Consider the following 13,415-nt stretch of genomic DNA (forward strand, 5'->3'; position numbering starts at 1 on the left):
ACAATTTGAAGCTAATCCGCAGGACGTGTAATAGTTCAGATAATAGCGTCAACTTAAGGATGTGTGGCCCTGATTAGACGAAATCGTAATCAGGGATTAGGGCTACGTTGACGCCATTAACTGAGTAGACCTCTTGCATAACCTGTATCTTTTGCCTTATTGCCGCGTTGTAAGCTTGGCCTTTTATTAACTAACCGAATATATTGCTATTTTAATCGATTTACCTTTCAACGATGCCTTATCCACCAACTCAATAGTATATAACTCGGGATGTTTCATCGCCTTATAACAGGCTTCACTGACGAGTATCTCATGGCCATAAGTTTTAGTAAGAGTCTGAATACGTGATGCGGTATTAACCATATCACTAATCACCGTTCCTTCTAACCGACCTTCAGCGCCTATAATTCCTAACATTGCTTCACCACTATTGATCCCTATACCGATTTTCACATCATCTTTAGTTTTTAATATACCTTCTCGATTGAGTTTAGTAAGTTCAGCAAGTATCATTTTTGCCGCTTTTACTGCATCATCAGCATTAGTCTCCTCTCTAGGAAACAGCGCCATCACCGCATCCCCAATATATTTATCAATAAAACCATTATTCTCAGCAATCACTGGAGCTATTCGTTTCAAGATCATATTGATGAAGTCAAAGTTCTCCTGAGGACTTAGTGTTTCAGAAATAGTAGTGAAATTACGAATATCCATAAATAATACAGAAATGGTTCTCTTTGAGTTATCACCTAACCCCACCTCAAGGATATTCAACTTCTGTAGTAGTTCTATTAATTGATGAGGAACAAAACGTTCGAATGAACGAGTGATTAAATCCTGCTTCCTGAAAAATAGATAAACCATCGTAGACATGGCTAACATAGCCACAATGGATAAGCCTAAAAGGATCAGCTGACTATCTAAAGCAGAGCGTTTACTCTCATTATATACTTTTCTTGGTTGCTCAATGCGAATCACCCCAATGGGGTTGCTGGTAAAATCTTTAATTAGGAAATAACTTAAGTAAATGTCGTTATTTAATGGCTCCGTATAAATGACATCATGTTGCGTTAATTGTTCCAGTATTTTTTTGTCTTCTGGATTTTTTTCCATCTTGGCTAATGGAATCAAACTGACGGGATAGCCTAAATCGTCACTTAATTGCTTTAAATATTCGGGGGTTAATATTCGTCCGAACACCATATATCCCAAAGAAGGTTTAGTATCGTTAGAATCTTTAATATAGTTGTTACTAAAGTAAGCCACGTTATTATTGGCTAATTGCAAAAAGCCGGATGCCCCATATTGTCTTTTTATCACGGAATAATAGTCCTTTTTATGATGTAACATGTTCAAACCATTATTTTTGAAAAATGTCATCGTATCAGATGCTACAGGGATATTTTCCTTATTAATTAAATCAAATCCACTAGACCAGACCACTTTTCTATCATTATCAAAAATCAAGACATAATTAATCTTGTTATCGATAAAAAAATCTTTTAGAAAATTATCTTTAATAAAATTAGGATTTTTATTTTGCATGTAATCATAGGTTTTATCCCAGTACGCGTTATCTAGATTTTGCAAATAAATATAATTTAAGGTCGACAGAGAGACATGAGCAACTCGATTGGCATTGTCTGCAGCCAGATCCCGCTCCAATTTTTCAAAGCCACTAACAAAAAGTGATTCGGACGCAATTAAAATCAGCGAAACAAGCAATATCCATACGATGATAATGATAGAAATCAGCTTAGTCCGTGAATGCAGCATGTCATTTCTCACTGAGATGATTTAATAATTCCTGAGCCGCTCTATCTCCACTCAAATAAGCGCCATATACTGTTGATGGATAAATATTTGTTGTAGCCTCACCAGCAAATAAAAGATGTCCATCTACCGTTTTCGCCAAATTCAAATAATCATTCCCATCCTCTAAAGCCCCAGGACGTATACTAGAATAAGAACCAACACTAAAAGGGTCCTTACCCCAACGAGTAATAACATGAGCTATTGGCTCAGGAATATTATCCCCATAAACAGCGCGCAATCGCCTCATCACTGATTGGATAATTTCTGCATCGCTTTTATTTTCTAGATCCCGCGCAAAATCACCTGTAACTATAGCGGCTAAAATAGGTTGATGGAAAAAAGCATTAAGATTATCAAACTCGATCCAAACGCCTTTATCTATCCAGTTTTTCCCTGACCAATAGGCAGGAGAAACAACACTGATGTATTGCTCCGTATCCCAAAACACTTTAGGGAATAACATAAATACCTTATTCATAATTCCCATATTAAGATGGCTCATTGCCAGGATTTTATCTTGTGGCAATTGCGGTATAAACCTCACACTACCACTTTTAAGCACACCAAGGGGAAGGGTACAAATCACGTATTCCCCAGTAAATTGCTTGCCATCTGTAGTAGTGACAACAATATGCTCTTTGTTTTGATAATCGACTTTGCTGACAATTTGCTTAAGTAAAATATGAGGATTAACCTTTTTTGCTATACCATTAATAATGTCCTGATAGCCATGGGTAAGAAATAGATTACGTCCCGGAAAAGTTTCTTCATTGTCGTACCATACTACGGATAAATCGCGAATATCGGCGGCATATTCCTGTTCGATTTTGTCAGAAACCTCATACAAAAATCCGTGCTGCATTTCTTTATTGAGATGATGCGAATTAATAAGCTCTACAACTACATCAGATACAGAGACGTTAGCATTGAGCTCAGGAGCATCTTGCTTTTGTGCCACCAGCTTTTCAAACTCCGCATAAAGCTTTTGGAAGGAGGCGTCTAATGAATCTGAAATTTCTTTACCATCGGCATCATAAAACACAGCGGACTCGTTGTTGACAGGCATTGTAGCCAAATTCCATTTTTGTACTAATTTCATCAAGGGATCGCGAGGATCATCGCCATGAATCATGGCAGCACCTAGTTCCAGCACTGAGTTAGGCCAAGGCGAGATTGTATTAGCTCGACCACCAACACGATCGCGCGCTTCAAGGATAATATAATTATCTATTCCATGATCTTGTAAATAATGCGCGGCTTCCAATCCAGCAATTCCTGAGCCAATAATAATCACCTTATATTGAGCCTGGGGTGTCTTTATCGCATGGGCGCTAGCCCCCAACAAGGATAGAGTAAGGAATAAAATCCTTATTAGCATAAGACATCCTTTCTCAGTGAGATTATTAATTTATTTAGGGACAAATCCATCATAGATTGTCGCTCCGCCTTTAACTATATTGCTTACAGCATTATCAATATCAGCACTAGACGCATCTGCTTTGGATGAGAAAAATGAGCCTGCTTGGTTTAATAAATTTTCAACAGACCGCTTATCCTTACCTAATTCATGCAATTGCCATAATGTTGCTCCTGTAAGAGCCACCGATGCGGTAAAACCAGCTTTAGGACTAAAATAATAAAGTGGGGCTAATAATAAATTTTCAATTGCTAACAAGATCGCTGTTTTTTTTGTCTCTTCTGTATCGACTTTTTCTTTTGACATATCAACTCCTTGTACTATATGACAAATTATAGGCTAAGGGAGCGCAAATAAAATTGCAAGTGAATACAATAGGCTTGGCTTTTGCTTGAGTGCAAGAAGCCTAGCCACTTAGTAATCTAAAAGAGCTCTAATTCTATTAATATAATCATGAAGTGTTTTCGTTTTGATAATAAAGTCTCTCAGAGGGGTATCTATTTCAAAATAAAGAATATTTGCTAAAAAACCATAACAGCAAGCATCCACCACGTGTATGGTTTTGCCAAATAGGAAATCATTACCTCCTAAAAGCGTATTAATTATCGTTAGATCGTCTAGCCCCGCTTGGTACACCTCTTGTTGAGAGTATCGCCCTATCCCCTGATAATGATATTTTTCAAGATTAAATGCTCGAAACTGTTCAAGAAGGCTCTCTGATAAATCTAAAGGTTGTCTTAAGAACTCCGCCTTAAATAAAGGCCAATAACGATCGTCTTGCCAACGTGAATAAGACATCACCCAATATAAATGATTATCAAGCATCCGAGTCACTAAGAAATGAAGATTTTTCTGCGTATCTGTTATTTGCGCATCGAGCATAATTCCATACTTTTCAGTTAAGTAACTGATTATAGAATTGCTCTCACTAACGACCGTATCACCATCGGAGAGGTAGGGCAATTGTCCGCGCGGAGCATCTTTAGTATTGAGTAGATGTTCTACTTTATAGTGCAATTTAGCGAGCCTTAAAAAAGTATCTACTTTTAAACCAAAGGGATTGTTATCTGGAATATCAAATAATTGTGGGTAAGAATATAAAACGATCATATAAAATCCTTTTATCTACTAAATTAATATGCGCCCGACATAAGCGATGTATTATGTCGTTCGACGCACGTTATTTAAATAAACCCCGGAAATCTCAGCGCAGTATTCAAGAAAGTGCTCTTGCTTCCTGATGTCTCGCGCATCGGGATTGGGAAGACGGGGTTGCAAATGATAAAAGTACTGACCAGAGACAAGCGCCTCGGGCTCATTACTAGTAGCAAGCCAAATTTGTGTTCTAGGAGCAGCATCAAGATCATCTGGAGCCTCTGGCCCCCCCATTTTGGTGGCAACCCATCCAGGTTCAACAGCATTGGAAAGTACCTCAGGACATAGTCTGGCTACTGCAAAAGCCAACAATGTATTATGAAATTTAGTCTCCGCATAAGCTTCAGCCCCATTCCATTCTCGTCTCATCCAGTTTAAATCATAAAGAGAAGTATCTGCGTTGTAATGCATTCCCGAACTTAAATAGACCAAGCGTTTAGGCTTATCTATCAATGCAGTTAAGATGTAAGGAGCAAGAGTATTAATTGCAAATACATGACAAAGGCCATCCTTAGTTTCAACACGATGAGGTTCACGATAGCCTATTGCTGCATTATGAATAATGGCATCAAAGTGCCCCAACTGATTGGCTTGTTCTGCAACGGCTTTTATTTCCATAATACGCGATAAATCACCAATTACTACTTTTTGTGCTCCCGGCAAAGCGTTCGCTACTTCTGCAGCGCGCTGAATATTTCGAGCATGCAATACCACTTTATGTCCTTGTTCTATCAGCAATTGTGCTGCCATTTTACCAAGGCCATCGGTTGACCCTGTAATTAATATTTTGGACATGTCTCCCATTTCCTTATGTTGGAGGAGCTATAAATTCTGAGCCTACAGCTACCCTAGTATGAACAAAATTATAGTAAAAAACGAGGGTAACAAGATACTATAGTGAACTCATGAGGAGATGTGCTATTCTTTATAAGCTAATTATTATTAGACAACTCGCTTCAGAGAGAGAAGTCCGAGGAAACACGGAGCGCAAAACCGCAATATACAGGTAGAGCACCGTATCAATGAAGCAATTGTCCTCTGAAGTAGCGCTTCGAAAGAGGTCTATTACCAAATCGCAGCAAAATTAATACTACTTCACTCAAGAATATTCATGAGTTTCTTTTATAAGTATTTTTATTGAATTCGTTTTATTAATAATAAGGGACTAGAAATGATAAACGTTCAAATTATTTTCCACAGCGGATACGGTCATACAGCAAAGCAAGCTGATGCGGTGTTTCATGGATTTAAAGATCAAGACCGCATCCAAGCTAATCTAATACAAATAGATAGTAATGGTGATATCAATGAAGAGTCTTGGGCCTTAATTGCACAAGCTCATGCCATTGTTTTCGGCTCGCCAACTTATATGGGCGGTCCGTCATGGCAATTCAAAAAATTTGCTGATGCCTCCTCCAAAGCGTGGATGCAATCACTTTGGAAAGATAAAATCTGTGCTGGTTTTACCAATTCAGGTTCAATGAATGGTGATAAACTGTCAACGCTACATTACTTTTTTACCTTAGCAATGCAACATGGCATGATTTGGGTTGGGACCGGTATGCAGTCGGCAAATACTAAAGCAGCAGTCCGCAATGACCTCAACTATCTAGGTTCATATGCTGGTGCAATGGCTCAATCACCCGTTGACTCCTCTTCGGAAGAAGGCCCTTTGCCAGGCGATCTGTCAACTGCCCAACAATTTGGTGCGCGTATTGCTGACATGGCAATACGATTTCATAATGGATTGTAACTAATAAGAGAGTCTTTGGGCTCTTACCGACCGCCCTACTTTCTCCATGGAACACTCGCTTGAAAAAGTAGGGTACGATTCTGAAAAAACGCTAACCTATATAGTATTTAGAGGCAGTAACTTTTATGTTCCAAGTTTTTTTACGTTTATATAAAGCCTTTCTCTATTCTTGGAATGGCCTTAAAAATGCATGGAGTTCCCAATGGGCATTTAGAGTCGAAGTTATCTGTTCGTTAATTGCCATTCCCTGTGCTTTTTATATAGGGAAAAATGCCATCGAATATATTCTCTTACTAAGTTCTTTATGTTTGCTCCTCATAGTAGAAATTATTAATTCCGCTATAGAAACTACAGTTAATCGCATTGGAACAGAGCGCAATGACCTTTCAGGATTAGCTAAAGATTTAGCCTCCGCTGCGGTATTACTTGCTATTATTAATCTAACCTTCACCTGGAGTATCATTTTATTCCTCTAAATTCTCCAGACAATTTATGATAGAATAGTTGAATTTTTATAATGAGTTTTTAATGAAAGAATCAGATACCATTCAACGCTTTATTTTTGAACATGCCAATATTCGTGGTGAAGTAGTTCATATTGAGCACACTTATCAAACCATAATGAAGCAGCGTAATTACCCTTCCATGGTTAAAAACCTATTAGGTGAGGCAATAATTTCCTGTCTATTATTAGCTAGTAGTATTAAGTTTGAGGGTAACTTAAGCCTGCAATTCCAAGGCGATGAACGTCTACCACTGTTATTGGTGCAATGCGATCATGAATTAAATATTAGAGCCTTCGCTAAATATGCGGAACATCTTGAAATTATTGATTACGCAACGGCATTTCTTCAAGGTCAAATGGTTCTTACTATTAATCAATACAAACAAACGCAAATCTATCAAAGTATGGTACCGCTGCAATCTACCTCTATGAGCGAAAATTTAATGGCTTATTTTGCTCAATCAGAACAAATTGCTACTCGGGTTTGGCTCGCTGTTAATGAGGATATGGCCGCAGGTATGTTACTGCAATTGATGCCAGGACAAGATACGGAGCAAAGAGAGCAGTTTTGGGAATATGCGGTGCAATTAGGTCAAACCGTAAGTGAACAGGAGTTACTTACTTTAGACAATCAAACGTTACTTTATCGCCTTTATAATGAAACAGATGTCAGAATATTTGAAAGCCGCCCCACTCATTTTCGATGCCATTGTAATGTGGAAAAAATGAAACAGGTTATCACCATTCTCGGAGAAGAAGAGGCCCAGGAAATATTAAAAGAACAGGGAGCCATTGAGATTAATTGCGATTTTTGCAATAAAAAATACTCGTTTGATCCAATAGACGTGACGCTACTATTTCGCAAATAAATCTTCTTCGTATCGCCACTTGCAAACGACAAACAGTAATGTAGGTTGTGCCCCTGGCCCAACAAAGGGTATTGAGTGACGTAAGAGCCTCATACTGAGCCAAAGGACTCATCCTACGACTTAAGACTTCATTAACTAAACTCTTGCCAAACAAGCCTAATCTTTATTGCAAGGTAAGATTAGTAGAAGAGATGATCCCTCCATCTGCTTGGCGAAATTGCAAATATTCCCCTCGCATTGCCTGCAAGACCTGTTGTAACGTGATAAATTGGGCACTTAATTGAAAATATAAGTCAGCGCTCTGACTATCGTGTAATTCTCCGATCGTCAAATAAGCTGCTTGCCCCATATCAGAAAAATAGCTAAGACTTACATGTCGTTGCTCCGCTATCCCTGGAAACAGACCACAAAATAACAGACTTTTATCCCCCACATCCCGTAATAACTCTAATTGTAGCTGACGTGGTTTGCGCATTGACTCAAGAAAATCAAGTGCGACTACAGATTCAATGAGTTTTGGCCCTTGAGAAAAACGCATTAAGAGGAACACCAGGTAGCTTTCGGTATTTTCATTCAAGATAAGTCGGGTAGCAGCTTGTGCTTCATTCACTAAAGCGTGCCATTGACTAATATCGGTGGGATGTAAAATCAGTTGTTTCATAAATACCCCCATTTTTTTATCCCTCACTATTAGTCTAGCAAAGCTTATGCCGATAGATATTTTTATTTGAACTATTTTATAGAGCGATTGGGTATTTGATCGTAAAAGAATAACTCTTGCGCTTGTAATTAATTCACTAAAAATAGAACAATGGCTGTTATTAACAAACAGCAAATCGCAGGAAATAACATTCTTCCACTGAGACTATGTACCGCTATATCCCATCAACACGGTACGCGCAAACGGATAAAAATGGATAAGAAAATCTACTCGTTGCTCATAGTAAGGAGTTAAATCAGGATTGTCGCGATCATAAAAGCATCACGTAGTAATGAAATGGAGGAAAATTGAGATTGGCTATCTTGTACCAGGCAAGGATGTTCTGTTGTTAAATCGCAGATTGATGCTGTTGTTTGCGCCAAGATACTTCCCTGTGTCATTATCGGCAATAAAAAAACCGCCTTAACTTCTTTAGAGTAGCTCATATTCGTTCTTTAAAAATAAGCCCTCTTTATTTTATTGATCTCCACTTTTTTCATCAAGATCTAGAAGGAAACTCCTAGATAACTATAATTATCCCTATCTAGCGGATAGGATTTAGTCAGCAATTCATGTATAATTTTGAGTCTATGAAAAAATACTCCGCTTTTACCTATATTTTTAGATAATAGGTCTCGCTATTCCCAACTAAAGGTTATTTATGATTGAAAAAATTCGTAATATTGCCATTATCGCTCACGTCGATCATGGTAAAACTACTCTTGTAGACAAACTACTACAACAAACAGGTACTTTAAATGAAAGAGCGCCAACTGTTGAACGATTGATGGACTCTAATGCTCTTGAAAAAGAACGTGGTATCACTATTCTAGCTAAAAATACTTGCGTTTATTGGGGCGGTTATCAAATCAACATTGTCGATACCCCTGGGCACGCCGATTTTGGTGGTGAAGTCGAACGAATTCTCTCGATGGTGGATAGCGTTCTATTATTAGTAGACGCTGTTGATGGACCTATGCCCCAAACACGTTTTGTGACTCAAAAAGCCTTTGCTCGTGGCCTAAACCCGATTGTTGTCATTAATAAAATAGACAGACCAGGCGCCAGACCGGATTGGGTCATGGATCAAGTGTTTGATTTATTTGATAATTTGGGAGCCAATGATACGCAACTAGATTTCCCTGTGGTTTATGCCTCTGCATTAAATGGTTATGCTAAGTTGAATTTAGAAGACGAAGCTAAGGACATGACTCCCTTACTACAAACAATCATAGACAAAGTGTCACCTCCCCCGGTAGATATCAACGGCCCGTTCCAAATGCAAATCAGCTCTCTGGATTATTCTTCCTATGTTGGAACTATAGGTATAGGACGCATTACCCGTGGCCAGATTAAAGCAAAATCACCAGTTAAGATCATTGATAAAGATGGCAACATCCGTACCGGTCGTCTACTACAACTCCTTGGTTTTAAAGGTCTAGAGCGAGTAGAAGTGGATGAAGCCGGCGCCGGTAACATAGTCGCTATAACTGGTATCGAAAACCTGAATATCTCTGATACAGTATGCGATCCTAATATGGTTGAAGGCCTACCTGCTCTTACTGTTGATGAGCCGACTATTAGCATGACGTTCCAAGTCAATGACTCGCCTTTTGCAGGACAAGAAGGGAAATTTGTAACCTCTCGCAAAATCCGTGAACGTTTAGACACCGAATTACTGCATAATGTGGCCTTACGTGTTGACGACAATGAAGATCCTGATAAATTTAAAGTTTCAGGACGAGGAGAGTTACATTTATCCATCCTTATTGAAACTATGCGTCGCGAAGGTTATGAATTAGCTATTAGTAAACCAGAAGTGATTATTAAAGAAGTCGACGGCGAAAAACAAGAACCCTACGAGCGTCTTACGGTAGATGTTGAAGAAACTAACCAAGGCACCATTATGGAAAAGTTGGGTGAACGCCGAGGGGAAATGCAGGATATGGTTCCGGACGGTAAAGGAAGGGTTAGACTAGATTATATCGTTCCTACTCGCGGTTTAATTGGCTTTCACAATGAATTTTTATCCTGTACTTCAGGTACTGGTTTAATGTATCACGTTTTTGATCATTACGGACCTGCAATTAAAGGACGTATAGGGAAGCGGAGCAACGGTGTTCTGATAGCTAACTGCCAAGGAGCAGCTAGAGCTTTCGCTCTCTTTAATTTACAAGATCGTGGCCGTTTATTTGTTGAACACCAAACCTCGTGCTACGAAGGGATGATCGTTGGTATTCATGCTCGAGATAACGATTTAGTGGTGAACGTCACTAAAGAGAAGCAATTAACCAATATGCGCGCCTCTGGTACTGATGAAAATATCATTTTGACTCCTGCAATCAAGTTAACTTTAGAGCAAGCATTGGAATTCATTGACGATGATGAATTGGTAGAAGTAACCCCTCTTTCTATTCGTTTACGCAAAAAAGCGTTAAAAGAACACGACCGTAAAAAAGCGTCACGAATGGATAAAGATGAAGAATAATAACCAAGATGAAACAAAAATTTAACCGAGTCATCTTATACGCTCGACAGCATAGAGCAAGTCAGGGGGTCAGCGAAAGCTTGCACCGCCTGACTGAATTTTTATCGAAACTGAACATACAAATTTATCAAGACATCGATACAGTCGCTGGTTTCGATATGAATATTCCTGTTCTGGCTCGAGAAGCTATGGGAGAGCCTAAAGATTTAATCATTGTGGTTGGTGGCGATGGCAGTTTACTGTCCGCTGCGCGTATGGCGATACAAGTTAATACACCGGTCATTGGGATTAACCGAGGTCGCTTGGGATTTTTAACAGATATTTTACCCCAAGATATAGAAACTCAATTAAGTGATGTTTTGGATGGCCGTTATGAGGAAGAAAAACGATTCTTGCTCCATACTCGCATTTACGATCAAGATCACACTTATTATGAAGGCAATGCATTAAATGATGTTGTTTTAGGTCGCGGCAGTGAAACCCATCTGGTTGAGTTTTCTGTTTACGTCAACGAGCAATTAGTAAGTCGCTATCGCTCTGATGGAATGATATTATCAACACCAACCGGATCCACTGCCTATGCGCTGTCTGCAGGGGGACCAATTATGCACCCACAATTAAATGCCATAGTTTTAGTTCCCATGTTTTCTCACAGTCTAAGTTCCCGCCCCATTGTCATTGATGGTGAATCAAAAATTGAATTGCACATCAGCCTCTTTAATGAAACTGATTTGCGTATTAGTTGCGATGGACATGAGTCCAGAATGGTAAAGCCAGGACAAAAAGTTGCCATTAAAAAAAATAGCAACCATCTGCGCTTGTTACATCCCCTTGATTACCATTATTATGATACATTACGTAGTAAGCTTGGCTGGGAATCCAAACATCAGGGATAAATCATGCTCACAACCTTGTGCATTGAACATTTCGCTATTGTTAAACATTTAGAGTTGGATTTTACTCACGGTATGACCGCCTTTACTGGTGAAACCGGCGCGGGAAAATCCATCATGATAGATGCTCTAATGTTAGCATTAGGGGAGCGAACTGATGCCTCGGTCATTCGCCCTGGTGAAGAAAAATGCGACATTACTGCTCGCTTTAACTTTGAGAAAGAATCAGAACCAGCTCAGTGGTTAGCAGAGCATGAGATTCGTTGCGAGGAAGGAGAGATCTATTTAAGACGCATTATTTATGCAGAAGGACGCTCCAAATGCTATATCAATGGCCAACCGCTTCCGCAACAAAAGGTCAAAGAACTGAGTGAGAAATTAGTACTGATACATGGTCAGCACCAGCATCAAACGCTGATGCAGCACCCCACTCACAGGCAGCAACTGGATCACTACGCCAATCACCACAATATGCTGCAAGAAATAGCGGCGCTTTACAAACAATGCCAACACATCAAACAAGAAATTGATTCACTGCAAAACCAAGAACAACAAACGGATAGAATCAAATTATTACAGTTCCAAATTGATGAATTAGACTCACTCAATCTGCAAGAGGGGGAAATTGATAGCTTACATCAAGAGCATCAAATGCTGCATCATGCTAAAGAGTATCTAGAGCGAAGCCAGCAAGTCAATGACCTCCTAAACGGAGATGATCAACCTAATATTCGTTCTAGTTTAAATCATGTCATGCAGCTAGTGAATCAACTGCCTCAGGAACAAACTCAAATTAAAAATGTCAGTGTATTGATTAACGAAGCAATGATTCAATGCGAGGAAGCCGCAGATGAAATGCAACAATTTGCCGATCGCATTCAAATAGATCCTGAACGCTTACATGAAGTTGAAGCACGAATGAGCGCAATCCATCACCTGGCACGAAAATATCATATTGATAGCTCCACGCTCCCAGCCCATAAGCAACAACTACAAGAAGAACTAGAAAGTCTACAAGATACAGAATGCCGATTGGCGCATCTGCAATTGCAGTTTAATCAACAACTTAAAGCCTATGAACAGGCTGTATTAATACTCAGAGACTCCAGAAAGCATCATGCCCAAAAATTAGCTGAAGAAATAACTTCGAGCATACAAAAGCTAGGTATGCCCAAAGGCTGGATAGAGATAGACATCACCCCATTAGAAAAAATGCAGATCCATGGCCAGGACAAAGTAGAATATAGAGTATGTACTAATCCAGGCATGGAGCCTGATTCGCTCAGCAAGATCGCCTCCGGCGGTGAATTATCCCGTATTGGTCTTGCTATACAAATGATTACTGCCCAAAGAGGTTCCACTCCTACTTTATTATTTGATGAGGTTGATGTTGGAATAGGCGGTGCTACCGCTGCATTAGTGGGACAAATGCTACGTAAGTTAGGGGAGCGGTTACAAGTATTTTGTGTTACCCATCAACCACAAGTAGCCGCTGCAGCTCATCATCATTTCCTGGTAAAAAAACAAAGTGACAATAAACAGACTCTAACTCATATTGCCAAGCTAGACACAGCAGAAAAAATCGATGAAATTGCACGTATGTTAGGTGGATTAACCGTAACAGAGCAGACTCGATCTCATGCCAAAGAACTACTAGAATTGAGCAATGAATGATTTTTATAGTAAAAAAACTTATGAATCTGCTTGATTTTCATACCGAATACAATTAAATTTAAAAAGATTTAAAAATAGTTAATAAAAAAACACCACAATTAATAAAATAATGCTACAATGGCTTGGTAACAACTTAGGAAATTAAA

General features: G+C 39.1%; 13 protein-coding genes. 6 read left to right on the forward strand and 7 right to left on the reverse strand.

Annotation, left to right across the window (positions count from 1 at the left end):
- Positions 1-186: 186 nt before the first annotated feature.
- The 5 genes from LFA_RS19035 to LFA_RS16280 all read right to left on the reverse strand — a co-directional run bounded on the left by LFA_RS19035 (position 187) and on the right by LFA_RS16280 (position 5,182).
- Positions 187-1,776 carry a CHASE4 domain-containing protein gene (locus LFA_RS19035; protein ID WP_052674018.1) on the reverse strand — a complete coding sequence of 530 codons (1,590 nt, stop codon included), beginning with the start codon at positions 1,774-1,776 and terminating at the stop codon, positions 187-189.
- Between the two features lies 1 nt (position 1,777).
- Positions 1,778-3,193, reverse strand: coding sequence for a flavin monoamine oxidase family protein (locus LFA_RS16265; protein WP_045097098.1), 1,416 nt, complete (start codon positions 3,191-3,193; stop codon positions 1,778-1,780).
- A gap of 30 nt (positions 3,194-3,223) precedes the next feature.
- Entirely contained in the window at positions 3,224-3,538 is a 315-nt protein-coding gene (locus tag LFA_RS16270; RefSeq protein ID WP_045097099.1) for a hypothetical protein, read from the reverse strand.
- Between the two features lie 108 nt (positions 3,539-3,646).
- On the reverse strand, positions 3,647-4,342 hold the full coding sequence (locus LFA_RS16275) for a glutathione S-transferase family protein (protein WP_045097100.1): 696 nt from the start codon (positions 4,340-4,342) through the stop codon (positions 3,647-3,649).
- Between the two features lie 51 nt (positions 4,343-4,393).
- Entirely contained in the window at positions 4,394-5,182 is a 789-nt protein-coding gene (locus LFA_RS16280) for an SDR family NAD(P)-dependent oxidoreductase (protein ID WP_045097101.1), read from the reverse strand.
- A gap of 376 nt (positions 5,183-5,558) precedes the next feature.
- On the opposite strand from LFA_RS16280, the gene LFA_RS16285 reads away from it, so the two are divergent.
- From LFA_RS16285 to hslO, 3 genes are all read left to right on the forward strand, one after another.
- Entirely contained in the window at positions 5,559-6,140 is a 582-nt protein-coding gene (locus LFA_RS16285; RefSeq protein ID WP_045097102.1) for a flavodoxin family protein, read from the forward strand.
- A gap of 125 nt (positions 6,141-6,265) precedes the next feature.
- Positions 6,266-6,616, forward strand: a complete 351-nt coding sequence (locus tag LFA_RS16290) for a diacylglycerol kinase (protein ID WP_045097103.1) — start codon at positions 6,266-6,268, stop codon at positions 6,614-6,616.
- Between the two features lie 52 nt (positions 6,617-6,668).
- Positions 6,669-7,514 carry an Hsp33 family molecular chaperone HslO gene (gene hslO / locus LFA_RS16295; protein ID WP_045097104.1) on the forward strand — a complete coding sequence of 282 codons (846 nt, stop codon included), beginning with the start codon at positions 6,669-6,671 and terminating at the stop codon, positions 7,512-7,514.
- A 163-nt stretch (positions 7,515-7,677) separates the two neighbouring features.
- On the opposite strand, the gene LFA_RS16300 is transcribed toward hslO, so the two are convergent.
- Both LFA_RS16300 and LFA_RS16305 read right to left on the reverse strand, forming a co-directional pair.
- On the reverse strand, positions 7,678-8,175 hold the full coding sequence (locus LFA_RS16300; RefSeq protein WP_045097704.1) for a hypothetical protein: 498 nt from the start codon (positions 8,173-8,175) through the stop codon (positions 7,678-7,680).
- A 290-nt stretch (positions 8,176-8,465) separates the two neighbouring features.
- On the reverse strand, positions 8,466-8,660 hold the full coding sequence (locus tag LFA_RS16305) for a hypothetical protein (protein WP_045097105.1): 195 nt from the start codon (positions 8,658-8,660) through the stop codon (positions 8,466-8,468).
- Between the two features lie 215 nt (positions 8,661-8,875).
- On the opposite strand from LFA_RS16305, the gene typA reads away from it, so the two are divergent.
- From typA to recN, 3 genes are read left to right on the forward strand one after another with little or no spacing between them, the layout of a single operon-like run.
- The gene (gene typA / locus LFA_RS16310; protein ID WP_045097106.1) at positions 8,876-10,702 is read left to right on the forward strand and encodes a translational GTPase TypA; all 1,827 of its coding nucleotides are present in this window, start codon (positions 8,876-8,878) and stop codon (positions 10,700-10,702) included.
- An 8-nt stretch (positions 10,703-10,710) separates the two neighbouring features.
- The gene (locus LFA_RS16315) at positions 10,711-11,598 is read left to right on the forward strand and encodes an NAD(+) kinase (protein ID WP_045097107.1); all 888 of its coding nucleotides are present in this window, start codon (positions 10,711-10,713) and stop codon (positions 11,596-11,598) included.
- Between the two features lie 3 nt (positions 11,599-11,601).
- Entirely contained in the window at positions 11,602-13,269 is a 1,668-nt protein-coding gene (recN, locus tag LFA_RS16320; RefSeq protein ID WP_045097108.1) for a DNA repair protein RecN, read from the forward strand.
- Positions 13,270-13,415: the final 146 nt, after the last annotated feature.

Source organism: Legionella fallonii LLAP-10, from assembly GCF_000953135.1.
GTDB classification, from domain to species: domain Bacteria; phylum Pseudomonadota; class Gammaproteobacteria; order Legionellales; family Legionellaceae; genus Legionella; species Legionella fallonii.

Coding starts and splice junctions, on each gene's coding strand:
- LFA_RS16265 (WP_045097098.1), bottom strand. CDS start 3,193: ATGCTAATAAGGATTTTATTCCTTACTCTATCCTTGTTGGGGGCTAGC.
- LFA_RS16305 (WP_045097105.1), bottom strand. CDS start 8,660: ATGAGCTACTCTAAAGAAGTTAAGGCGGTTTTTTTATTGCCGATAATG.
- LFA_RS16270 (WP_045097099.1), bottom strand. CDS start 3,538: ATGTCAAAAGAAAAAGTCGATACAGAAGAGACAAAAAAAACAGCGATC.
- LFA_RS16285 (WP_045097102.1), top strand. CDS start 5,559: ATGATAAACGTTCAAATTATTTTCCACAGCGGATACGGTCATACAGCA.
- recN (WP_045097108.1), top strand. CDS start 11,602: ATGCTCACAACCTTGTGCATTGAACATTTCGCTATTGTTAAACATTTA.
- LFA_RS16290 (WP_045097103.1), top strand. CDS start 6,266: ATGTTCCAAGTTTTTTTACGTTTATATAAAGCCTTTCTCTATTCTTGG.
- LFA_RS19035 (WP_052674018.1), bottom strand. CDS start 1,776: ATGCTGCATTCACGGACTAAGCTGATTTCTATCATTATCATCGTATGG.
- hslO (WP_045097104.1), top strand. CDS start 6,669: ATGAAAGAATCAGATACCATTCAACGCTTTATTTTTGAACATGCCAAT.
- LFA_RS16315 (WP_045097107.1), top strand. CDS start 10,711: ATGAAACAAAAATTTAACCGAGTCATCTTATACGCTCGACAGCATAGA.
- typA (WP_045097106.1), top strand. CDS start 8,876: ATGATTGAAAAAATTCGTAATATTGCCATTATCGCTCACGTCGATCAT.
- LFA_RS16300 (WP_045097704.1), bottom strand. CDS start 8,175: ATGAAACAACTGATTTTACATCCCACCGATATTAGTCAATGGCACGCT.
- LFA_RS16280 (WP_045097101.1), bottom strand. CDS start 5,182: ATGTCCAAAATATTAATTACAGGGTCAACCGATGGCCTTGGTAAAATG.
- LFA_RS16275 (WP_045097100.1), bottom strand. CDS start 4,342: ATGATCGTTTTATATTCTTACCCACAATTATTTGATATTCCAGATAAC.